General features: G+C 76.3%; 24 protein-coding genes. 13 read left to right on the forward strand and 11 right to left on the reverse strand.

Features of this window, described 5'->3' with window-relative positions; translation table 11 throughout:
* Positions 1-27: 27 nt before the first annotated feature.
* Together V9U69_RS08680 and V9U69_RS08685 are read right to left on the reverse strand one after the other, a co-directional pair.
* The gene (locus V9U69_RS08680; RefSeq protein ID WP_337061212.1) at positions 28-645 is read right to left on the reverse strand and encodes a tetratricopeptide repeat protein; all 618 of its coding nucleotides are present in this window, start codon (positions 643-645) and stop codon (positions 28-30) included.
* Between the two features lie 89 nt (positions 646-734).
* Positions 735-1,583, reverse strand: a complete 849-nt coding sequence (locus tag V9U69_RS08685) for an exodeoxyribonuclease III (protein WP_337061213.1) — start codon at positions 1,581-1,583, stop codon at positions 735-737.
* Positions 1,584-1,643: 60 nt separating this feature from the next.
* On the opposite strand from V9U69_RS08685, the gene pyrE reads away from it, so the two are divergent.
* Genes pyrE through V9U69_RS08700 form a run of 3 tightly spaced genes read left to right on the forward strand, consistent with a single transcriptional unit; the run spans position 1,644 to position 3,476 of the window.
* The gene (gene pyrE, locus V9U69_RS08690) at positions 1,644-2,222 is read left to right on the forward strand and encodes an orotate phosphoribosyltransferase (protein WP_337061214.1); all 579 of its coding nucleotides are present in this window, start codon (positions 1,644-1,646) and stop codon (positions 2,220-2,222) included.
* A gap of 1 nt (position 2,223) precedes the next feature.
* Positions 2,224-2,586 (forward strand): hypothetical protein, encoded by a 363-nt coding sequence (locus V9U69_RS08695; RefSeq protein WP_337061215.1) that lies wholly within the window; start codon positions 2,224-2,226, stop codon positions 2,584-2,586.
* A 59-nt stretch (positions 2,587-2,645) separates the two neighbouring features.
* A complete protein-coding gene (locus V9U69_RS08700) occupies positions 2,646-3,476 on the forward strand; it encodes a putative RNA methyltransferase (protein WP_442907686.1) in 831 nt (276 codons plus the stop codon).
* Between the two features lie 100 nt (positions 3,477-3,576).
* Here V9U69_RS08700 and V9U69_RS08705 read toward each other — a convergent pair whose 3' ends face one another.
* The 6 genes from V9U69_RS08705 to V9U69_RS08730 form a co-directional block, all read right to left on the reverse strand.
* Positions 3,577-4,182, reverse strand: coding sequence for a YigZ family protein (locus V9U69_RS08705; RefSeq protein WP_337061219.1), 606 nt, complete (start codon positions 4,180-4,182; stop codon positions 3,577-3,579).
* A gap of 29 nt (positions 4,183-4,211) precedes the next feature.
* Positions 4,212-4,835, reverse strand: a complete 624-nt coding sequence (locus V9U69_RS08710) for a DedA family protein (RefSeq protein WP_337061221.1) — start codon at positions 4,833-4,835, stop codon at positions 4,212-4,214.
* Positions 4,836-4,895: 60 nt separating this feature from the next.
* Positions 4,896-5,336, reverse strand: a complete 441-nt coding sequence (locus V9U69_RS08715) for an acyl-CoA thioesterase (RefSeq protein WP_337061223.1) — start codon at positions 5,334-5,336, stop codon at positions 4,896-4,898.
* Between the two features lie 23 nt (positions 5,337-5,359).
* On the reverse strand, positions 5,360-6,094 hold the full coding sequence (locus V9U69_RS08720; RefSeq protein WP_337061225.1) for a DedA family protein: 735 nt from the start codon (positions 6,092-6,094) through the stop codon (positions 5,360-5,362).
* Between the two features lie 154 nt (positions 6,095-6,248).
* The gene (locus tag V9U69_RS08725; protein WP_337061227.1) at positions 6,249-7,367 is read right to left on the reverse strand and encodes a Gfo/Idh/MocA family protein; all 1,119 of its coding nucleotides are present in this window, start codon (positions 7,365-7,367) and stop codon (positions 6,249-6,251) included.
* Entirely contained in the window at positions 7,364-8,116 is a 753-nt protein-coding gene (locus tag V9U69_RS08730; RefSeq protein WP_337061228.1) for a sugar phosphate isomerase/epimerase family protein, read from the reverse strand. The genes V9U69_RS08725 and V9U69_RS08730 overlap by 4 nt, the downstream gene beginning before the upstream one ends.
* A 165-nt stretch (positions 8,117-8,281) precedes the next feature.
* On the opposite strand from V9U69_RS08730, the gene V9U69_RS08735 reads away from it, so the two are divergent.
* The 6 genes from V9U69_RS08735 (at position 8,282) to V9U69_RS08760 (ending at position 13,594) form a co-directional block, all read left to right on the forward strand.
* On the forward strand, positions 8,282-8,674 hold the full coding sequence (locus tag V9U69_RS08735) for an ankyrin repeat domain-containing protein (RefSeq protein ID WP_337061229.1): 393 nt from the start codon (positions 8,282-8,284) through the stop codon (positions 8,672-8,674).
* 5 nt (positions 8,675-8,679) lie between these two features.
* Positions 8,680-9,465 carry a molybdate ABC transporter substrate-binding protein gene (gene modA, locus V9U69_RS08740; RefSeq protein WP_337061231.1) on the forward strand — a complete coding sequence of 262 codons (786 nt, stop codon included), beginning with the start codon at positions 8,680-8,682 and terminating at the stop codon, positions 9,463-9,465.
* Positions 9,462-10,286 carry an ABC transporter permease gene (locus tag V9U69_RS08745; RefSeq protein ID WP_337061232.1) on the forward strand — a complete coding sequence of 275 codons (825 nt, stop codon included), beginning with the start codon at positions 9,462-9,464 and terminating at the stop codon, positions 10,284-10,286. Before modA ends, V9U69_RS08745 begins: the two co-directional genes overlap by 4 nt.
* Positions 10,283-11,413 carry a sulfate/molybdate ABC transporter ATP-binding protein gene (locus V9U69_RS08750; protein WP_337061234.1) on the forward strand — a complete coding sequence of 377 codons (1,131 nt, stop codon included), beginning with the start codon at positions 10,283-10,285 and terminating at the stop codon, positions 11,411-11,413. The genes V9U69_RS08745 and V9U69_RS08750 overlap by 4 nt, the downstream gene beginning before the upstream one ends.
* 118 nt (positions 11,414-11,531) lie before the next feature.
* A complete protein-coding gene (locus tag V9U69_RS08755) occupies positions 11,532-12,416 on the forward strand; it encodes an ABC transporter ATP-binding protein (protein WP_337061235.1) in 885 nt (294 codons plus the stop codon).
* The gene (locus V9U69_RS08760; protein ID WP_337061236.1) at positions 12,413-13,594 is read left to right on the forward strand and encodes an ABC transporter permease; all 1,182 of its coding nucleotides are present in this window, start codon (positions 12,413-12,415) and stop codon (positions 13,592-13,594) included. Before V9U69_RS08755 ends, V9U69_RS08760 begins: the two co-directional genes overlap by 4 nt.
* A gap of 22 nt (positions 13,595-13,616) precedes the next feature.
* Here the strand turns inward: V9U69_RS08760 and V9U69_RS08765 are convergent, their stop codons facing one another.
* Positions 13,617-14,993, reverse strand: a complete 1,377-nt coding sequence (locus tag V9U69_RS08765; RefSeq protein WP_442907687.1) for a sugar porter family MFS transporter — start codon at positions 14,991-14,993, stop codon at positions 13,617-13,619.
* A 187-nt stretch (positions 14,994-15,180) separates the two neighbouring features.
* A complete protein-coding gene (locus V9U69_RS08770) occupies positions 15,181-15,987 on the reverse strand; it encodes an SDR family oxidoreductase (RefSeq protein ID WP_442907688.1) in 807 nt (268 codons plus the stop codon).
* Positions 15,988-16,080: 93 nt separating this feature from the next.
* On the opposite strand from V9U69_RS08770, the gene V9U69_RS08775 reads away from it, so the two are divergent.
* On the forward strand, positions 16,081-16,896 hold the full coding sequence (locus tag V9U69_RS08775) for a helix-turn-helix domain-containing protein (RefSeq protein WP_337061240.1): 816 nt from the start codon (positions 16,081-16,083) through the stop codon (positions 16,894-16,896).
* A 21-nt stretch (positions 16,897-16,917) separates the two neighbouring features.
* Here the strand turns inward: V9U69_RS08775 and V9U69_RS08780 are convergent, their stop codons facing one another.
* Positions 16,918-17,757 carry a PhzF family phenazine biosynthesis protein gene (locus V9U69_RS08780; protein ID WP_337061241.1) on the reverse strand — a complete coding sequence of 280 codons (840 nt, stop codon included), beginning with the start codon at positions 17,755-17,757 and terminating at the stop codon, positions 16,918-16,920.
* 47 nt (positions 17,758-17,804) lie between these two features.
* On the opposite strand from V9U69_RS08780, the gene V9U69_RS08785 reads away from it, so the two are divergent.
* From V9U69_RS08785 to V9U69_RS08795, 3 genes are all read left to right on the forward strand, one after another.
* Positions 17,805-18,470 (forward strand): TrmH family RNA methyltransferase, encoded by a 666-nt coding sequence (locus V9U69_RS08785; RefSeq protein ID WP_337061243.1) that lies wholly within the window; start codon positions 17,805-17,807, stop codon positions 18,468-18,470.
* Between the two features lie 155 nt (positions 18,471-18,625).
* Positions 18,626-19,141, forward strand: a complete 516-nt coding sequence (locus V9U69_RS08790; protein WP_337061245.1) for a hypothetical protein — start codon at positions 18,626-18,628, stop codon at positions 19,139-19,141.
* A 159-nt stretch (positions 19,142-19,300) separates the two neighbouring features.
* Positions 19,301-20,779: an NCS2 family permease gene (locus V9U69_RS08795; protein ID WP_337061247.1), complete on the forward strand. Its 1,479-nt coding sequence runs from the start codon at positions 19,301-19,303 to the stop codon at positions 20,777-20,779.
* Positions 20,780-20,812 lie beyond the last annotated feature (33 nt).

Consider the following 20,812-nt stretch of genomic DNA (forward strand, 5'->3'; position numbering starts at 1 on the left):
GGCGGCCGGGGGACCGGCCGCCGCGCGTCAGTCCGCCGCCGGCGCCTGCACCGGCAGCACGACCGCGGGCCGCACCCCCACCGGCTCGCGCACGTCCACCGCGACCCCGCGCACGTCCACGGTGTCGCGCAGGTCCACGGGGCGCTGCGGGCCGCGGCCGCGGCGCATCGCCGCCAGCAGCACCTCCGTCGCCTCCCCGTCGCCGGCGCAGCGGAACAACCCCGACGTCCACACCCGGGCCGCCTCGTCGCAGCGGCCGTGCCGGGCCAGCTCCTCACCGAGGAGCTCGTACACCTCCGCGTCCTCGGGCCGGTCCGCCAGGACCTCCTCCACCAGCGCGAGCGCCTCGCGCAGGTGCCCGCGCAGCAGCAGCGCCGAGACCACGTAGCAGCGCGTGTCCGGGGCGACGTGGTCCCCGGTCTCCAGCGCCCGGCGCGCCAGCCGCAGCGCCCGGCGCGCGTCACCGGCGTAGGCGGCGTGCTCGCTGGCCGCCACCAGCAGCCGCGCCGGCGAGACGGTGTCCCCCGGGACCGGGCGACGGGCCCACCCCTCCAGCAGCGTCGCCACGGCGCGCTGCCCGTACGCGTCCGTCGCCGCGCTCAGCTCCACGGCCTCCAGGTCGGAGTCGTTCACAGGTGCTCGCACCCTGGCGAACCTAGCCGCGCACGCACCGCGCGTCTGCCCCGCGGAGCGCTGCGGAGGCCGTCTTCAACCGTTCGGCGCAGTGGTGCGCCTCACACCCCCTCGACCGCCTCCTCGGTCGCCCCCGCGGCCGTCGGCGCCGCCGCACCGCCGTCCAGCTCGACCACCACCGGGGCGTGGTCGGAGGCCCCCTTGCCCTTGCGCTCCTCCCGGTCGATCGTCGCCCCGCTCACCCGCGCCGCCAGAGCCGGCGAGCCCAGGACGAAGTCGATGCGCATGCCCTGCCGCTTCGGGAAGCGCAGCTGCGTGTAGTCCCAGTACGTGTAGGTGCCCGGCCCGGGCGCGTGCGGGCGCACCACGTCGCCGAACCCGGCCGCCTCCAGCGCGCGGAACGCCGCCCGCTCCGGCTCCGAGACGTGCGTGGCGCCGGCGAAGAAGGACGGGTCCCACACGTCCTCGTCCCGCGGCGCGATGTTGAAGTCGCCCACCAGCGCCACCTGCGCCGCCGGGTCCTGCGCCAGCCAGCCGCGCCCGGCGTCGCGCAGCGCCTCCAGCCACAGCAGCTTGTACGCGTAGTGCGGGTCGTCCAGGCCCCGGCCGTTGGGCACGTACAGGCTCCACACCCGCACCCCGCCGCAGGTCGCGCCGATCGCGCGCGCCTCCACCACCGGCGGCACCCCGAACCCGGGCACGTCCGGCGAGAACGACGTGGCCACGTCCTCCAGCCCCACCCGGGACACCAGCGCCACGCCGTTCCACTGCGACAGCCCGTGGTGCGCCACCTCGTAGCCGATGTCGGTGAACGCGTCGAAGGGGAACTGCTCGTCCTTGCACTTGGTCTCCTGCAGCGCGAGGACGTCGACGTCGCTGCGGTCGATCCACGCCAGGACGCGGTCCAGGCGGGCACGGACGGAGTTCACGTTCCAGGTGGCCAGGCGCACGGCCCGGACGTTACCGCCGCCGCCCGGAGCCCACCCGGCCACCGCCTAAGCTCGTGCCCCGTGAGCACCCCCACCGCCGAGCGCGAGCGCCTCGCCGCCCTCATCGCCGAGAGGGCCGTCGTGCACGGCCGCGTGACGCTGTCCAGCGGCGAGGAGGCCGACCACTACGTCGACCTGCGCCGGATCACCCTGGACGGCGAGGCGTCCGCCCTCGTCGGGCCGGTGCTGCTCGACCTCGTCGCCGACTGGGACTTCCAGGCCGTGGGCGGGCTGACGATGGGCGCCGACCCGGTGGCGCTGGCCGTGGTGCACGCCGCCAACGCGCGCGGCTGGGCCGCCGCGCACGGCGGTGCCCCCCTGGACGCGTTCGTGGTGCGCAAGGCGGAGAAGGCCCACGGTCTGCAGCGGCGCGTCGAGGGTCCCGACGTGGCCGGGCGGCGCGTGCTGGCCGTGGAGGACACCTCCACCACCGGCGGGTCCGTGCTCACCGCCGTCGCCGCGCTGCGCGAGGCCGGCGCGGAGGTCGTCGGCGTCGTCGTCATCGTCGACCGCGCCACCGGCGCGAAGGAGCGCGTGGAGGCCGAGGGCCTGCCGTACCGCGCCGCCTACTCCCTGGCCGACATCGGGCTGGGCGGCTGACGTGGGCACCGCCGGCACCGTCGTCCTCGTCGTCCTGCTGCTGCTCGTCGCCGTCGCGGTCGCCTACGCGGCGGCCGCCCGCGCCTCCCTGGTGCGCCTGCGCGACCTGGCCGTGGAGGCCGGGGCGCTGGCCGAGCAGCGCCGCAGCCGCCTGGCGGAGCTGACCCTGCACTCCGGCGGCCAGCCCGACGAGGGCACCCGCCGCGCCATCGCCGACACCGAGCACCGCCTGGCCGGGGACCTCGCCTTCCACGCCGCCACCGTGCGCGCCTACGACGAGCGCCTGGCGCGGGTGCCGGCCTCCTGGGTGGGCGCCCTGACCGGCCTGCACCCGCTGGGCGGCTCGGCCGAGCGCGAGCGCTGAGCGCCCTGGTCCCGCCCCCGCCCCCTCCGGAGCCCTCCCGGGCGCCGTTGCCGGCTGCGCTGGTGGCGGCGCTGCCCGTGCTGCGCTGCCCCGTGTGCGGGCAGGGGCTCGCCGCGGACGCCCGGCGGCTGGTGTGCCCCGCCGGGCACAGCGCCGACGTGGCCCGCCAGGGGTACGTCAACCTCTCCGGCGGCGGTCGCGCCCACCCCGGTGACACCGCGGACATGGTCGCCGCCCGCGAGCGCTTCCTCGCCGCCGGCCACTACGCGCCGGTGGCCGCCGCGCTGGCCGAGCTGGCGGCCGAGCTGGTGCCCGGCGCCGGCCGGGTCGTCGACGTCGGCGGCGGCACGGGCTACCACCTCGCGCACGTCCTCGACGCCCTGCCCGCCGCCGGCGGGGTGTGCCTGGACACCTCCGCGCCCGCCCTGCGCCGGGCCGCGCGCGCCCACCCGCGCGCCGCGGCCGTCGGCGCCGACGTGTGGCGCCCCCTGCCGCTGGCCGACGGCGGCGCGGACCTGGTGACCACGGTGTTCGCCCCGCGGGGTGCGGCGGAGGTGGCGCGGGTGCTGCGCCCGGGCGGCACCTGGGTGGTGGTGACGCCGCTGCCGGGGCACCTGGAGCAGGTGCGCGGCGCGCTGGGGATGCTGGGGGTGGAGGAGCGCAAGCAGGAGCGGCTGGCCGCGGACCTGGCGTCCTTCGCGCCCGCCGCCGCGCGGGAGCTGACCGCGGTGCGCCCGCTGGGGCGCGGGGCGCTGCGCGACCTGGTGCTCATGGGGCCCAGCGCCCACCACGTGGACGCCGCCGGCCTGGACGAGCGGCTGGCCGCGCTGCCGGACGTCGTGGAGGTCACCGTCGCGGTGCACCTGACCGCCGTCACCCGCCCCGCCTGACCCGACCACCCCCTCGCCCCACGGTGATCAAGGAAGTGGCAACTTCCTTGATCACCGCGGGAGGGGTGGCGGGGTCGGGTCGGTGGGGAGGGGGGCGGGGTCAGGGGAGGGGGCGCACGGCGGGGCCCAGGTCCACGAGGGCGTCGGTGAGGGGTGCGGCCAGGCCCGCGGCGGCCAGCTCGGCCTCCAGGGCGCAGCGCCCGCCGGCCGGCACCGCCACCACCGCGCTCCAGCCGTCCGCGCCCCACGCCACGTCCTCCACGGCGTGCCGGCGGCGCAGCTCGGCCTCCACTCGCCCGGCCCCCGCCAGCGGTGCGCGCACCCGCACCAGGTCCACCCGCCGCCGGTGCACGAGCCCGGCCTCGGCCAGCGCCCCCGCCACCGCACCGCCGTAGGCGCGCACCAGCCCGCCGGTGCCCAGCAGCACCCCGCCGAACCAGCGCACCACCACGGCCACCGCGCCCGTCACTCCGGCGCCGTCGAGCGCGGCGAGCATCGGTGCACCGGCGGTGCCGGCGGGCTCGCCGTCGTCGCTCGCGCGCCGCACCTCGCCGTCCTCGCCCAGCACCCGCGCCGAGCAGTGGTGCCGCGCGTCGGGGAACTCGCGGCGCGCGGCGGCCACGACGGCGTCCGCGGCGGCCTCGTCGGGCACCGGCTCCAGGACGCACAGGAAGCGGGAGCGCTCCACGAGCGTCTCCGTGCGCACCGCGCGCGCCGGGACCGGGCGCGGCCGGCTCACCGGGAGCGCGCCGCGCGGCGGCGGCGCAGCGCCCCGGCGACCGGCGCGACCACCGAGAAGACGATCGCGGTGCCGGCGATCGCGTACGCCAGCGTGCGGATCCACGGCAGCGAGTCGGCGGCGTACCCGGCGAGCACGAGCAGCGCCCCCCACGTCAGCGCGCCCACCACGTTGGCGGTGGCGAACGCGGCGTACGGCATGGCGGCGGTGCCGGCGATGATCGGCGTGAACGCCCGCAGCCACGGGATGTAGCGGCACGCCACGACGGCGAACCAGCCGTACCTCGCGTAGAACGCCTCCGCACGCGGCAGGTGCTGGGCGGCCCTGCCCGCCCGGCGCAGCAGCCACGGACGCCCCAGCCGCCGCCCGGACCAGTACCCGACGGTGTCGCCGAGGATCGCGGCCAGCGTCACCCCCACCACGAGCACCGTCAGCGACAGCGGGCTGTCGTCGCGCGCGGCCAGCAGCCCGGCGGTGAAGAGCACGGTGCTGCCGGGCAGCCAGAAGCCCACGAGCGTGCCGGTCTCGGCGAAGACGATGCCGAAGACGAGGGTGTAGACGCCGAGGGCGCCGAGGTGCTCCAGCTGCGGGTCGGCGAGCTGCGCGAACCAGTCGGACACCCCGCGATCCTCGCAGGTCCTCGCCGCGGGCCCGGGGCGCGGCGGGTGCCCGGGGGGAGGTCAGGGGGCGGCGGGGGCGTCGGCCAGGGCGGCCAGGCGGGTGCGCTCGGCGTCGGTGAGCCGGCGCGGGCGGCCGGTGGCGAAGTCGTAGGAGACGCAGGTGGTGGCGGCGCGCACGTACGTGCGCGGGCCGTCCGCGGCCGGCGGTTCCGGTTCACGCACCTCGTAGCGCACCTGGAAGCTGGCGCCGCCCACCCGGTCCACCCACAGGTCCACCGCGACGGGCTCGGTGCGGTAGTCCAGCGGCAGCAGGTAGTCCACCTCGTGGCGGGCCACCACCATGCCCGTGGCCAGCATCGGTGCCGAGCCGTCCGCGGCGGGCACCCCGAAGGCGCGCACGCGCGCCTCCTCCAGGAGCCGGAGGACCTCGACGTTGTTGACGTGGCGGTAGGCGTCCATGTCGCCCCACCGCAGGGACAGCAGCTGCTCGGAGCGGGGCACCGCGCCATGGTGCCCGGTGCGTCTCAGCAGTGGTTCTCGGGGGTGGTCTCGTCCACGCGCAGGGTCGTCTGGGCGGGCAGCGGCGGCGCGGCGCGGCGCTGCTTGCGGCGGGCGTTGAGCAGCTCCAGGCCGACGGGGACCACGCACAGCACCACGAGGATCAGCAGGCCGATCTCGACGTTGTCCCGGATGAGCGGGATGCCGCCGAGCAGGTAGCCCAGGACGGTCACGCCGGTGCCCCACAGCACGGCGCCCACGGCGGAGAAGACGAAGAACGTGCGCCGGGGCATGCGCCCGGCACCCGCCGCGACCGTGATGAAGGTCCGCACGACCGGCACGAAGCGCGCCAGGATGATCGCCCGCGCCCCGTAGGTCGCGAAGAACGACTGCGTCCGCTCGATGTGCTGGCGCTTGAAGATCCGCGAGCCCGGCCGGTCCAGGACGGCAGGCCCCGCCTTCCGGCCGATCTCGTAGCCCAGGACGTTGCCGGCGAACGCCGCGACCGACAGCACCGCGCACACGAACCAGATGGAGTGCGGGACGTGGCCCTCGCGGGTGAACAGGCCGAGCGTGAACAGCAGCGAGTCGCCCGGCAGGAAGAAGCCGATCAGCAGCCCGCACTCGGCGAAGACGATGGCCGCGGCGCCCCACAGGGCCGCGCCGCCCAGGGTGTCCAGCAGGGACGAGGCCTCCAGCCAGTCCGGCAGCACGGCGTGAGCGGTGGGCAGGGCAGCCGAGAACTCGGCGAGGAGGGGCACGTCCCCAGGGTAGGTCGGCCTCCGCGGCCCGGGAACCGCCCGGGCTGAGGATCAGCCGTGAGGCTGACGGGGAGGTCCTGCGGACGGCGGTGGCCTCCACCCCGGGGTGGAGACCACCGCCGCCGGACGGGTGATCGCGCTCAGCCGGTCGTGCTCAGACGGTGCGGGCGGTGGGGTCCCAGTCCGCCGGCAGCGGCTCGGCCGCCTCGACGGTGCTGGCCACGTCGACGAACTGCCGGCTCCTGATCGACTCGTCGATGGAGACCAGCACGTCCACGACGTGGTGGGCCAGCGCGCCCTGCACGCGGTGCGGGCGCCCGGCGCGGATCGCGCGCGCCATCTCCAGCACGCCGGTGCCTCGGGTGGAGGTGGCCTTCGTGGAGGCCAGCAGCTCCCACTCCTCCGAGCCGGTGCGCCGGATGCGCACGTCGCCGTCGAAGTTGTTCGGGTCCGGCACCTCCAGGGTGGCCTCGGTGCCGGTGATCTCCACGAAGCCGTGCCGCTGCAGCGGGGAGTCGAAGCTGAGGATGCTCTGCGAGCTCTGCCCGCTCTCGAACTGCGCCAGGGCGCTGACGTGGGTGGGCACCGTCACCTCGAAGCTCTCGCCCGCCTTGGGGCCGGAGCCGATGACGCGGGAGGCGCGCGACTTCGAGCCGATCGCGGCGACCGCCGCCACGGGCCCGAACGCCTGCACCAGGAGGGTGAAGTAGTACGGGCCGATGTCGAACAGCGGGCCGGCGCCGTGCTGGAACAGGAACGCCGGGTTGGGGTGCCAGGACTCCGGGCCGGGGGACTGCATGAGCGTCAGCGCGCTCAGCGGGGTGCCGATGTCGCCGCGGCGGATCGCGGCCAGCGACGTCTGCAGCCCGGCGCCCAGGAAGGTGTCGGGCGCGCAGCCCAGCCGCACGCCCGCGGCGGCCGCCTGGGCGACGAGGGCCTCGCCGCCGGCGCGGTCCAGCGCGATGGGCTTCTCGCTCCACACGTGCTTGCCGGCGGCGATGGCCGCGGAGGAGACCTCCACGTGCGCGGCGGGGATCGTCAGGTTGACGACGACCTCCACGTCCTCGTTCTGCAGGACCGCGTCGATGCCGCCGTGGTGGGGCACGCCGTGCGCCTCGGCCCGGGTCTTCGCCGCCTCGGGGAAGAGGTCGCCGATCGCGTGCACCTGCACGTCGGGGAAGGCGGTGAGGTTCTCCAGGTAGGTGCCGGAGATGACGCCGGCGCCGATGATGCCGATGCCGACGGGGCCGGTGCGGGGCTCGGGGGCGCTCACGCCTGCGCCCCCTTCCCGGCGAGGTAGGCGTAGCCGCCGGCGACGGCGTCGAAGACGTCGCCGGTGGTGTCGTCGAGCTCGACGACGCCCAGCTGCACGCCGGAGGAGGCGGCCAGGATCGCGGCGACGTCGATGGACCCGGCGCCGAGGGCGACCTGGTTCTTCGTCTCGCGGGTGCCGTCGCCGTCCTTCAGGTGCACGGCCTTGACGCGTTCACCCAGCCGGCCCAGCAGGGCCGCGGGGTCCTGGCCGCCGACGGCGACCCAGTAGGTGTCGACCTCCAGCGCCACGGCGTCGTCGAGGGAGTCGGCGAGGACCTCCAGGGCGGTGCGCCCGCCGATGAGGTTCTCCAGCTCGAACCAGTGGTTGTGGTAGCCGATGGTGACGCCGGCGTCGGCGGCGCGGCGGGCGGCGGCGTTCAGCTCGGCGGCGATCGCGGCGACGTCCTCGGCCGTGGTCCAGCGCTCGGGGTCCACGAACGGCTCCACGACGAGCGTGGTGCCGGTGGTGGCGGCCGCGGCGAGGACCTCCTCGACGTCGCCGCCGACGACCTTGGCGTGGGTGCTGGGGGCGCTCAGGCCGTGGGCGGCCAGCGCCGGCGCCAGCTTCGGCGCCCACTCGGTCAGGCCGAACGGCTCGACCTTGCGGAAGCCGATGGCGGCCAGGCGGGCCAGGGTGCCGTCGGTGTCGGCCGCCAGCGCGTCGCGGACCGTGTACAGCTGCACGGAGATCTTGTCGGTGTCGAGCACGTCGTCCTCTCGGGTCTTCGCCGGGTCCGGTCGGACGGCGCGACCCGCGGGCGACGCTGCACCGAACCGGTTAAGCCCACGGTACGGCGCTGAACCGCCCCGGCGCCACCCCCCTGCGCCGGACCGTCCCCGCCGCGCACCGACGTCCCCCGTTACCGTCGGGGCGTGACCGCGGACCTGACCGGCGACGAGCTGCGCTTCCTGCAGGAGACCTTCGACCTGGCGCGCGAGGGGGGCGCGGCGGCGCTGGCCGAGCGCCTCGAGAGGGGCGTGCCGGTGGACCTGACGAACTCCTCCGGCGACACGCTGCTGATCCTGGCGGCCTACCACCGCCACGAGGACGTGGTGCGGGTGCTGCTGGAGCGCGGCGCCGACCACTCCCGCGTCAACGACAAGGGCCAGACCGCGCTGGGCGCCGCCGTCTTCCGCCAGGACGAGGCGGTCGTGCGGGTGCTGCTGGCCGCCGGTGCCGACCCCGAGCTGGGCCGGCAGTCCGGCGTCGCCGTGGCGCAGGTCTTCGACCTGCCGCAGATGCTGGCGATCCTGCGGGGGGAGTGAGCCGGGTGCGGAACCGGCAGCCCCGCCGCCGCGCCACCGCGTTCACCGGCCTGCTCGCCGGCCCGCTCGCTCTCCTGCTCACCGGGTGCGGCGCCGCCGGCGCCGCGGACGGCGACACCCTCACCGTGTTCGCCGCCGCCTCCCTGCAGGAGGTCTTCACCGGCCTGGCGGAGGACTTCGAGCGCGAGCACCCCGGCGTCGACGTCGTCCTCAGCACGGCCGGCTCCGCCGACCTGGCCACCCAGGTCGTCGAGGGCGCCCCCGCCGACGTCTTCGCCTCCGCCGACGGGGAGACGATGCGGCGCGTCGCCGACGCGGGCCTGACCGCCGGCGAGCCGGAGGTGTTCGCCACCAACGTCCTGGCCATCGCCACCCCCGCCGGCAACCCCGCCGGCGTCACCTCCTTCGCCGACCTGGCCCGCCCCGGCCTGGCGGTCGTCGTGTGCGCGCCGCAGGTGCCGTGCGGGGCCGCCGCGGAGCGCGTGCAGGAGGCCACCGGCGTGGCGCTCTCACCCGTCAGCGAGGAGTCCTCCGTCACCGACGTCCTCGGCAAGGTCAGCACCGGGCAGGCCGACGCCGGCCTCGTCTACGCCACCGACGTCGCCCGCGCCGGCGACGCCGTCACCGCCGTGCCGTTCCCCGAGGCGGCCGGTGCCGTCAACACCTACCCCGTCGCCGCCCTGCGCGACGCCGCCGACCCGGCGCTGGCCGCGGAGTTCGTCGACGCCGTCACCGGCGCGGCGGGCCGGGCGGCGCTGGCCGCCGCCGGCTTCGGGGTGCCCGGCGCGTGAACCCCGTCAGCCGTCGCGGGCGCCGCGCCGGCGAGCCCGTCGGCGGCGCCCTGCCTGCCTGGGTGCACGTGCCGGCCGCCGCCGGGCTGCTGCTGGTGCTCGTGCCGCTGCTCGCGATCGTCGCCCGCGTCGACTGGCCGCGCTTCGGCGAGCTCGTCACCTCCCCGTCGTCGCTGGCGGCCCTGCGGCTGAGCCTGCTGACCGCCACCGCCAGCACCGCCTGCTGCCTGCTGCTGGGGGTGCCGATGGCGCTGGTGCTGGCCCGCGGCGCCTTCCCCGGCCTGCGGGTGCTGCGCTCGGTGGTGCTGCTGCCGCTGGTGCTGCCGCCCGTCGTCGGCGGCCTGGCCCTGCTGTACGCGCTGGGCCGGCGCGGGCTGCTGGCCCCCGCGCTGGAGCTGCTCGGGGTGCGCATCGCGTTCAGCACCGTCGCCGTCGTGCTCGCCCAGACGTTCGTGTCCCTGCCGTTCCTCGTCCTCAGCGCCGAGGGTGCGCTGCGCACCGCGGGGCAGCGCCACGAGCGCGTCGCCGCCACCCTGGGCGCCCGGCCCGGGCGGGTGCTCACGCGGGTGACGCTGCCGCTGGTGGCGCCCGGCCTGGCCTCCGGCGCGGTGCTCGCCTTCGCCCGCTCCCTGGGTGAGTTCGGCGCCACCCTGACGTTCGCCGGCAGCCTGGAGGGCGTCACCCGCACCCTGCCGCTGGAGATCTACCTGCAGCGCGAGAGCGACCCGGACGCGGCCGTCGCGCTCGCGCTGGTGCTCGTCGCGGTCAGCGTCGTCGTCGTGGTGGGCGTGCGCGGGCGCGAGGGGCGCCGCGGCCCGTGAGCGCGCGGGTGAGCCCGGAGGTGGCGCCGAGCCCGGCGGCGGGCCTGGAGGTGGCCGTGCGGCACGACCCGCGCGGCCTCGCCGTGGACCTCGCCGTGCCGCCCGGGCAGGTCCTCGCCGTGCTCGGCCCCAACGGCGCCGGCAAGTCCACCCTGCTGGACCTGCTCGCCGGGCTGCTGCGCCCCACCGCCGGGCGCATCGCCCTCGACGGGCGCCTGCTCACCGCCGCCGGCGCCACCGGGCGCGAGGTGCTCGTGCCCGCCCACCGCCGCGGCGTGGCGCTGCTCGCGCAGGACCCGCTGCTGTTCCCGCACCTGAGCGTCGCCGACAACGTCGCCTTCGGCCCCCGCAGCGCCGGCGCGCCCCGCCGCGAGGCGCGCGAGCGGGCGCAGCGCTGGCTGGACGCCGTCGGCGCCGGGCACCTCGCCGGGCGCCGGCCGCGCCGGCTGTCCGGCGGGCAGGCCCAGCGCGTCGCGATCGCGCGCGCCCTGGCCACCCGGCCGCGCCTGCTGCTGCTCGACGAGCCGATGGCCGCGCTCGACGTCACCGCCGCCCCCGAGGTGCGGCGCGTGCTGCGCGAGGTGCTGCGCGGCGGGCAGCACCCCGAGCGCCCCGGCGGCGTCGTCCTCGTCACCCACGACCTGCTGGACGTCCTGGCCCTCGCCGACCGCGTCGCGGTGCTGCAGGACGGCCGCGTCGCCGAGCGCGGCGACGTGCACGAGGTCCTCACCCGGCCCCGCAGCGCGTTCGCCGCCGGCATCGCCGGGCTCGTCCTGCTCACCGGGCGCGCCACCGCCGACGGCCTGCGCACCGCCGACGGCACGCTCGTCGCCGGGGTCGTCGACGACGGCTGCCCGCCGGGGGAACCGGCGGTCGCGGTCCTCGACCCCGCCGCCGTCGCCGTGCACGCCGCCGACCCCGGCGGCAGCCCCCGCAACCGCTGGCGCGTCACCGTCACCCAGCTCGAACCGCGCGGGCGCGCGGTGCGGGTGCGCGGGGTCCGCGGGCCGCTGGAGCTGTTCGCCGACGTCACCGTGGAGGCGGCCGCCGAGGCCCGGCTGGCCCCCGGCGACGAGGTCCACTTCGTCGTGAAGGCCACCGCGGTGCGCGTGCACCCCGCCGGTTGAACCCCACCGGTTGAACCCCGCCGGTTGAACCCCGCCGGTTGAACCCCGCCGAGCGGGGGAGGGGCTGTGCGTCGAACGGGTGACGCGGAGGTGCTCGGGGCGTCCCTAGGGTCGGCCCGTGCTCGTCCTCGACTCCATCACCCGCCGCTTCGGCGACCGCCTGGCGCTGGACGCGGTCAGCCTCGCCGTGCCGGACGGGCGCATGGTCGGTTTCGTCGGCGCCAACGGCGCCGGGAAGACGACCACCATGCGCATCGCCCTGGGCGTGCTGGCCCCCGACTCCGGCACCGTCACCTTCCGGGGCTCGGTCCCCGACCTCGCGCAGCGCCGCCGCTTCGGCTACATGCCGGAGGAGCGGGGCCTGTACCCCAAGGGCCGGCTGCTGGAGCAGCTGGTGTTCCTCGCCCGCCTGCACGGCGTGGACCGCGCCGTCGCCACCGCCCGCGCACTGGAGCTGCTGGAGCGCCTCGGCCTCGGTGAACGGGCGCAGGACAAGCTCGAGTCGCTCTCGCTGGGCAACCAGCAGCGCGTGCAGGTCGCCGCCGCCCTGGTGCACGACCCCGAGCTGCTCGTCCTCGACGAGCCGTTCTCCGGGCTGGACCCGCTGGCCGTGGACGCCATGGCGGAACTGCTGCGCGAACGGGTCCGCGCCGGGGTGGGCGTGCTGTTCTCCAGCCACCAGCTCGACCTCGTGGACCGCCTGTGCGACGAGCTCGTCATCCTCGCCGGTGGGCGCGTCGTGGCCGCCGGGGAACCGGAGGAGCTGCGCCGCGCCCGCGCCGGTTCCCGCTACGCCCTCGCCGCGAACGGCCCGCTGGACTGGGTGGGCGACGTGCCCGGGGTCCGGCTGGTGGAGTCCGCGCCCGGCCGCGCCGTCGTCGAGGTCACCGGCGCCGGCGCCGACCAGCGGCTGCTCGCCGAGGCCGTGCGCCGCGGTCCGGTGCGCTCGTTCGCGCCCGTCGTGCCGTCCCTGTCGGAGCTGTTCTCGGAGGTGTCCCGGTGAACGTCCAGCGCCAGTGGTGGCTCGTGGCCGACCGTGAGATGCGCGAGCGGCTGCGGGACAAGGGGTTCGTGTTCTCCACGCTCCTGCTGCTCGTCATCGTGCTCGCCGCCGCGTTCCTGCCGGGCCTCATCTCCGGCGGCACCGACCGCTACGAGGTGGCGGCCACCTCCACCACCGCGCCGCTGCTGGCCGAGCGGCCCGGCGAGGGCGGCGACGTGCGCATCGAGGTGCGCACCGTCGCCGACGCCGCCGCCGCGGAGGCCGCCGTGCGTGCCGGGGACGTCGACGCCGCGGTGCTGCCGGCCGCGTCGGGGGCCGCCGAGGTCGTCGGCGAGCGCAACGTCCCCTCCGGGCTCGCCGACGTCCTCGCCGAGCGCGTCCGGTCCGCGCAGGCGGTGTCGCTGCTGACCGGCGCGGGCGTGGACGAGGCCACCGCCGAGCAGGTCCTGACCCTGCCGCCGCCCGCCCAGCGGTTGCTCGACCCGAACGCCGTGGACCCGTTCACCACCTACCTGCTGGGCCTGGCGTTCGCGATCCTGTTCCTGCAGATCGTCGTCATCTTCGGGTACTCCATCGCGCAGAGCGTCGTGATGGAGAAGCAGACCCGCGTCGTGGAGCTGCTCGTCACCACCGTCCCGGTGAACCAGCTGCTCGTCGGCAAGATCGTCGGCAACGGCCTGCTGGCCCTGGGGCAGATCGTCCTGCTCGTGGCCGCCGGTCTGGCCGGCCTCGCGATCGCCGAACCCGAGCTGCTGGAGCAGCTGCCCAGCGTGCCCAGCGCGGCGCTGTGGTTCGTGGTGTTCTTCGTCGTCGGGTTCGCGATGCTCTCGTGCCTGTGGGCGGCGGCCGGTGCCATGGCCAGCCGCCTGGAGGACCTGCAGTCCACCGCCACCCCGGTGCAGATGCTCGTCATGCTGCCGTTCTTCGCGACGTTCGCCGCGAACGACCCCGGCACCCTGCAGACCGTCCTGTCCTACGTGCCGCTGTCCTCCCCGATGGTCATGCCCAAGCGGGTCCTGCAGGGCGACGTCGGCTGGAGCGAACCGCTGATCGCGCTGCTGGTCATCGCCGCCACCGCGGCGCTGTTCGTGGCGGTCGCCCGGCGGCTGTACGAGAACTCCCTGCTGCAGACCGGGCGCAGCCTGTCGCTGCGCTCGGCGTGGCGGCGCGCCGCCTGACCCGCCGCCGCGGCGGGACGGGTCACCGGGCGGTGGTGCCGTCCCGCTCCGGCCGGGCGAAGTCCGCGGGGCGGAAGCGCCCCTCGGCCAGGTGCGTCTCGATCTGCTCCAGGCTGCGGCCGGTCAGCTCGGGCATCCGCCGGTACAGGAAGACGAACGCGACGACGTTGAACCCCGCGTACAGCCAGAACGTCTGCCCGGTGCCGATCGTGTCGATGATCGTGAGCAGGGTCAGGGTGATGAGCAGGTTCGTCCCCCACAGCGACGCCGACTGCGCCGCGGCGCCGGCGGCGCGCGTGGCCAGCGGGTAGATCTCCGAACCGGTGAGCCAGCCCATCAGCTGGATGCCGCCCGCGGTGAAGGCCATGAACGCCACCAGCGTGACGACGATGTACGGGACCTGCTCGCGCCCGCTGTTGCCGGTGACGAAGAACGTGCCCAGCACCAGCAGCGACAGCGCCGCTCCCGGCAGGGTCACCAGGGTCAGCCGTCGCCGGCCCACGCGGTCGATGATCGCCAGCCCGATGAGCTGGGTGATCAGGTAGGTGGCGCCGAGGGCCACCGAGACGCGCAGCGCCGTGCTGTCGGAGAAACCGCTGTCGGTCAGGATCGTCGGCGAGTAGTAGACGATCATCTCGATGCCCGACAGCTGGGTGAACACCGCCAGACCGCAGCCGACGACCAGCGCCGGGCGCACCCACGCCTCCCGCAGCCCCCGCCACCCGCGGGTGCTCGCCTCGCTCTCGGCGTGGACCAGGCCGGCGATGCTGCTCAGCTCGCCGGAGACGTCGGCGCCACGGGGCCGCACGCGCTGCAGGGCCTCGCGCGCGCGGTCGGCCCGGCCGCCCTCGACGAGCCAGCGCGGGCTCTCCGGCAGGCGCAGCATCAGCAGGAGCATCACCGCCGCCGGCACCGCGGCCGCACCGATCGCCACGCGCCAGTCGACGCTGCGGCTGGCGCCGACGATCGTGGCGACGAGGATGCCGACGCCGATGGCGATCTGGAAGCACAGCACGAGGCGACCGCGGTACCTCGTCGGGGCGAGTTCCGCGACGTACACGGGGGCGGTCTGCGTGGCGCCGCCGACGGCGAAGCCGAGCACCAGGCGGGCCAGCGACAGCGTCACGGGGTCGGGCGCCAGCGAGGCGGCGACCGTGCCGACGACGAACACCGCCGCGACGACGAGCAGGGTGCCCCGGCGCCCGCGACGCTCGGCGAGCCGGCTGCAGGTCAGCGCCCCCACCACGGCACCGGCCAGGATCGAGGCCGCGATGACCTGCTCCCAGCCGTTGCCGATGGTGAACTCGTCGCTGATCTGCAGCAGCGCGCCGGAGATGATGCCCGTGTCGTAGCCGTACAGCAGGCCCGAGATCGCCGACACCAGCGCGACGACCACCACCGCACCGGTCAGGCCGTCGCTCCCGTCCGCCGCCGTCCCGGTGCCGCCGGGCGGTCCCTGCTGCTGGTCGCGGAACGCCGCCACGGTCTCCTCCAACGCGCACGTGGCCGGTACCGGCCGAGGCTCTGACCGGATCAGCGAACCACCGCCGGACAGGCACCGCCCGCCGGGGCGCGTCCGGGACCGTTCACCAGCGCTGTGCGGTGGGACGCACGACGACCTCGTTCACGTCGACGTCGCCGGCCTCCCCGAGGGCGTAGGAGACCGCGCGTGCGACCGCGTCGGCGGGGATCGTCGCTGCCCGGTACTCGCGCATCGCCTCCGCGGCCACGGGGTCGGTGATGTGCGTGGCGAGCTCGCTCTCCACCACCCCCGGCGAGATCGTGGTGATGCGGAAGCGCGGGTCCAGCTCCAGGCGCAACCCCTCCGTGATCGCCCACGCGGCGAACTTCGTCCCCGAGTAGACGGCGGAGGTGGGGGAGACCTGGTGGGCGCCGATCGAGGCGACCGTGACGAAGTGCCCCCCGCCCTGGCGCTGGAAGTGCGGCAGGGCCGCGGCGATCCCGTGCAGCAGGCCCTTGACGTTCACGTCCAGCATCCGGTGCCACTCCTCGACCAGCCCGGCGTCCAGGCGCGAGAGCAGCATCACGCCCGCGTTGTTGACGATCGCGTCGACCCGCCCGTGCCGCTGCGCGGCGCCGTCGACCAGGGCGGTGACGCTCGCGGGGTCGGTGACGTCGAGCCGGTGGTGCTCGGCGCTGCCGCCGTCCCGCCGGATCCGGTCGGTCAGCGCCTCCAGGCGGTCGGTGCGCCGCGCCCCGAGGACGACGTGGTGGCCCTCGCCCGCCAGGCGCCGCGCGGTGGCCTCGCCGATGCCGCTGCTCGCGCCGGTGACGACGACGACCTTGGCGTCCGCCGCGCTCGCGGGACGGGGAGCGGGGTTCGTGGTCGTGTTCGTGGTCGGGTTCGTGTTCGTGGTGGTCACGGGGACCAGGCTGCGGCGGCGGCACCGGTCGCGGCAGGCCGCGGTGCGCCCGGGAGCAGCGCACCCACGACCGGTCCCGCCCCGGCCGCCTACCCTCGCCGCATGGCTGCCTCCCCGCTCGGCGACTACCTGCGCGGCCGTCGCGCCGCCGTCCGGCCCGCCGACGTGGACCTGCCCGGCCACGGTCCCCGGCGGGTGCCGGGCCTGCGCCGCGAGGAGGTCGCGGTGCTCGCCGGGGTCAGCGCCGACTACTACGTGCGCCTGGAGCAGGGGCGCGAGCGCTCCCCGTCGGCGCAGGTGCTCGACGCGCTGGCGGACGCCCTCGCCCTGGACGACGACGGGCGGCAGCACCTGTTCCGCCTCGCCGGGCTGGCCCCGCGCCCGGCGGCCCCGGCGCCCGAGCGGGCCGACCCGGCGCTGCTGCAGCTGCTGGACTCCTGGCCGGCCACACCCGCCCTGCTGCTCGGGCGCGCCTACGACGTGCTGGCCGCCAACCGGCTCGGCTCGGCCCTGTTCGGCGGGTTCGAGCACTCGGGCAACCTCGTCGTGGACGTCTTCCTCGACCCGGCGGCCCGCACCTTCTACGCCGACTGGCCGGCCGCGGCCGCGAGCACCGTCGCCGGCCTGCGGCTGCTGGAGGGCGCCCCGGGCGGTGACCGGCGCGCCGGCGAGCTGGTGCGCCGGCTGCTGCGGGAGAGCGCCGAGTTCGCCGAGCTGTGGGCCCGCAACGAGGCCCGCGGCAAGTCCGCCGGGGTCAAGGGGTTCGTGCACCCGCAGGTGGGGCCGCTCACCCTGCGCGTGCAGACCTTCGACGTGCGCTCCGCACCCGGTCAGCAGCTCGTCGTCTACCACGCCGAACCCGGCAGCGTCAGCGCCCAGTCGCTGGCGCTGCTCGGCAGCCTGGCGGTCACGCCGTAGCGGAGAGGGGCCCCGGCGAGGTCAGAGCCGCACGGTGCCCTCGACGCAGGTGGTGCTCTCCCCGCCCACCCACACCGCGCCGTCGCGCGTGCGCACCGACACCACGCCGGCCCGGCCCACCCGCGCGCCCTGCGTGGCGGTGTAGTCCGGCGGCAGGGTGCCGTCCCTCGTCAGCCACTGCGCGATCCCGGCGTTCAGGCTGCCGGTCACCGGGTCCTCCGGCACCCCCAGCTCCGGCACGAACGCCCGCACCTCCACCGCGTGCTCCGCCCCCGCCGGGTGGGCGCCGACCACCCCCAGCGGCAGGTCGCCGAGGACGGCCGCGTCGACCTCCACGTCCAGCACCTGCTGCGCCGAGGCCAGCCGCACCGCCGCCCACCCGGGGCCGTTGTCCACCCACCGGTGGTCCACGACGTCCTCGCGGGCCAGGCCCAGCGCCCGCACCGCCCGCTCCAGGACCTCCTCCTCCAGCGGCCCGGTGCGCAGCAGCGGCGGCGCCGCGAAGCTCAGCGCCGCCCCGTCGCGGCGCACCGGAACCAGCCCCGCCCCGCACTCCTGCACCACGACGTCCCCGCCGCGCGCTCGCCCCCCGGCGCCCAGCCACGCGTGCGCGGACCCCAGCGTGGGGTGCCCGGCGAACGGCAGCTCCCCGCCCGGGGTGAAGATCCGCAGCCGGTAGTCCGCAGCCGGGTCCGAGGCCGGCAGCACGAACGTCGTCTCCGACAGGTTCGTCCACGCCGCGAACCGCTGCATCGCCTCCGCGTCCAGCCCCTGCGCGTCCAGCACCACCGCCACCGGGTTCCCCCGGTACGGCACGGCGGAGAAGACGTCGACCTGCGCGAACGGGCGGGGGCGGGGCACGGGCACTCCTTCGTCGGAGCCGATGGGGAGGCTGACAGGATGGACCGGTGACCCAGGGCGAGGGGGGAAGCGCGCCGGAGCGCGAGGACGTCGCCGCGCCGGAGCGCGTCGTCGGGGTCGGTCCGTGGGAGGGCCCGTGGCCGGACGACCCCCGCTACGACCCCGAGCTGCTGCGCGAGGGCGACCGCCGCAACGTCGTGGACGCCTACCGCTACTGGTCCAACGCCGCGATCGTCGCCGACCTCGACACCCGCCGGAACCCCCTGCACGTCGCCGTGGAGAACTGGCAGCACGACGCGAACATCGGCTCCGTGGTGCGCACCGCCAACGCCGTCAACGCCGCCGGCGCCCACGTCGTGGGGAACAAGCGGTGGAACCGCCGCGGCGCGATGGTCACCGACCGGTACCTCACGGTCCACCACCACGCCGACGTGGCGGCGCTCGCGGACTGGGCCGCCGGGCGGGGGCTGCCCCTGGTGGGGATCGACAACGTGGACGGCTCGGTGCCGCTGGAGACGTACGACCTGCCGCGCGCGTGCGTGCTGCTGTTCGGGCAGGAGGGGCCGGGTCTGAGCGACGAGGCGGTGGCGCGCTGCACGAACGTGCTCGCCATCGCGCAGTTCGGCTCCACCCGCTCCATCAACGTCGGCGCCGCGGCGGCCGTGGCGATGCACGCCTGGGTGCGCCGCCACGTCTTCGGCCAGCGCCCCTGACCCCTGCCCACCCCCACCCCGCGGTGATCAAGGAAGTTGCACCACGCGTGATCACGGTGATCAAGGATGTTGCAACTTCCTTGATCACCGCGGGGAGGGGTGGGGGAGGCCGCGGTGCGGTGGCGGGGGAGCGCGCGGGCGGGCAGGGTGGCGCCGTGGGGCTGACGATCACCGAGGCGGACGGGTCGCGTCCGGCCGTGCTGGCGCGGGCCGCCGCCCGCGGCGTGCTGGGCGGGCTGGTGGGCGCTGCCGCCACGGCGGCCGGGCGGCGCGCCGAGCGCGCGATCACCGGCCGCCCCGCCTCCCACGTGCCGGGACGCACCCTGCTGATCCTGCTCGGCCGCGACCCCGGCGACGACGAGCGCCCGGTGGCCGCCACCGTCGCCATGCAGGTCGCCACCTCCGCCGCGCTCGGCGCCCTGCGCGGGGTGTGGCGCGCCAGCGGCCTGCTGCGGGTGCGCGCCGACGTCGCGCAGACCCTCACCCGGGTCATCGTCGACCAGACCCTGGAGAACGCCACCGGCGCCGGGGCCCCGCCGCGCACCTGGCGCACCGGCGAGGGCGTCGTGGAGGTCCTGCACGCCGCGGTGGACGCCGTCGTCACCGGCCTCGTCGTGGAGAACCTCGTCGACCCCGTGCTGGAGTCGCGCCGCGGTACCACCAGCCACTGAGCACCCACCCGTCACCGAGCCCCACCCGCCGCTGAGCGTCGCGGTCCGTCGACGGCCCGTGCGGACGGTCCCGGCCGCCTCGCCGGCTCTGGCAGGATCCGTGCCGGCCTCGACGTCGCGGCCGGCACGCCGCCCCCGCACGAGAACGCCGAGGTCCTCATGGCCACCCACACCGAACCCGCCCGCCGGCGCCCGGCGCTGGACCGGTACTTCCGCATCACCGAACGCGGCTCCACCGTCGCCCGCGAGGTCCGCGGCGGCCTGGCCACCTTCTTCACGATGGCCTACATCGTCGTGCTCAACCCGCTGATCATCGGCACGCAGCCGGACAGCACGGGCGGCTTCCTCGGCGGTGGGGACGCCCCGGACCTGGCGGCGGTCGCCGCCGCCACCGCGCTCGTCGCCGGTGTCATGACGATCCTCATGGGCGTCGTCGCCAACTACCCGCTGGCGCTCGCCACCGGCCTGGGCCTGAACGCGTTCGTGGCCTTCGGCGTCGCGGCCCTGCCGGGGATGACGTGGGCGGACGCCATGGGCCTGGTGGTCATCGAGGGCCTGATCATCCTCGTGCTCGTCCTGACGGGCTTCCGCGAGGCCGTCTTCCACGCGGTGCCCGCGCAGCTGAAGACCGCCATCAGCGTCGGCATCGGCCTGTTCATCACCATCGTCGGCCTCGTCGACGCCGGTTTCGTCCGCTCCGGCAGCGGCACGCCCCTGGAGCTGGGCATCGGCGGCTTCCTCAACGGCTGGCCGACGCTCGTGTTCGTCGTGGGGCTGCTGCTGATCATCGTGCTCATGGCGCGCGGGGTGCGCGGGGCGATCCTCGGCGGCATCGTCGCCGCCACCGTGCTGGCCGTCGTCGTCGAGGCGGTCGCCCAGCTGGGCCCGCGCACCGGCGCCGACGGCGAGGTGCGCGACCCGCGCGCGTGGGGCCTGAACGTGCCCGCCCTGCCGGACTCCTGGGTCGACACCCCGGACTTCTCGCTGCTCGGGCAGTTCGACCTGCTCGGCTCGTTCGAGCGCATCGGCGTCGTCAGCGTCGTCCTGCTCGTCTTCACGCTCCTGCTGGCCGACTTCTTCGACACGATGGGGACGATGGTCGCCATCGGCAAGGAGGGCGACCTGCTGGACGCCGAGGGCAACCCGCCGGGCACGCGGCGCATCCTCGTCGTGGACTCGATCGCCGCGGCGGCCGGCGGCGCGGCGGGCGTCTCCAGCAACACCAGCTACATCGAGTCCGCCACCGGGGTGGGGGAGGGCGCGCGCACCGGCCTGGCCAGCGTCGTCACCGGGATCGCGTTCCTGCTGACGACGTTCCTGGCGCCGGTCGTGGCGATCGTGCCCTACGAGGCCGCCACCCCCGCGCTCGTCGTCGTCGGCTTCCTGATGATGACGCAGGTCAAGGGCATCGACTGGGACGACGTGGAGATCGCGCTGCCCGCGTTCCTGACGATCGTGCTGATGCCGTTCACGTACTCGATCAGCGCCGGCATCGGCGCGGGCTTCGTGGCGCACGTCGTGCTGAAGGTCGCGCGCGGCAAGGCCCGCCAGGTGCACCCGCTGATGTGGGCGACCGCCGCGCTGTTCGTCCTGTACTTCGCGATCGACCCCGTCAAGGAGGCGTTCGGCGTCGCCTGACCGGCGCGTGCGGGCCACCGCACGCGGGGAACC

Origin of the sequence: Kineococcus sp. G2 (assembly GCF_037154035.1) — a bacterium.
Taxonomy (GTDB): Bacteria; Actinomycetota; Actinomycetes; order Actinomycetales; family Kineococcaceae; genus Kineococcus.

Bases quoted from the DNA above. Each gene is read 5' to 3' on its own strand.
- V9U69_RS08775 (WP_337061240.1), top strand. From the start codon at position 16,081: ATGGCTGCCTCCCCGCTCGGCGACTACCTGCGCGGCCGTCGCGCCGCC.
- V9U69_RS08795 (WP_337061247.1), top strand. From the start codon at position 19,301: ATGGCCACCCACACCGAACCCGCCCGCCGGCGCCCGGCGCTGGACCGG.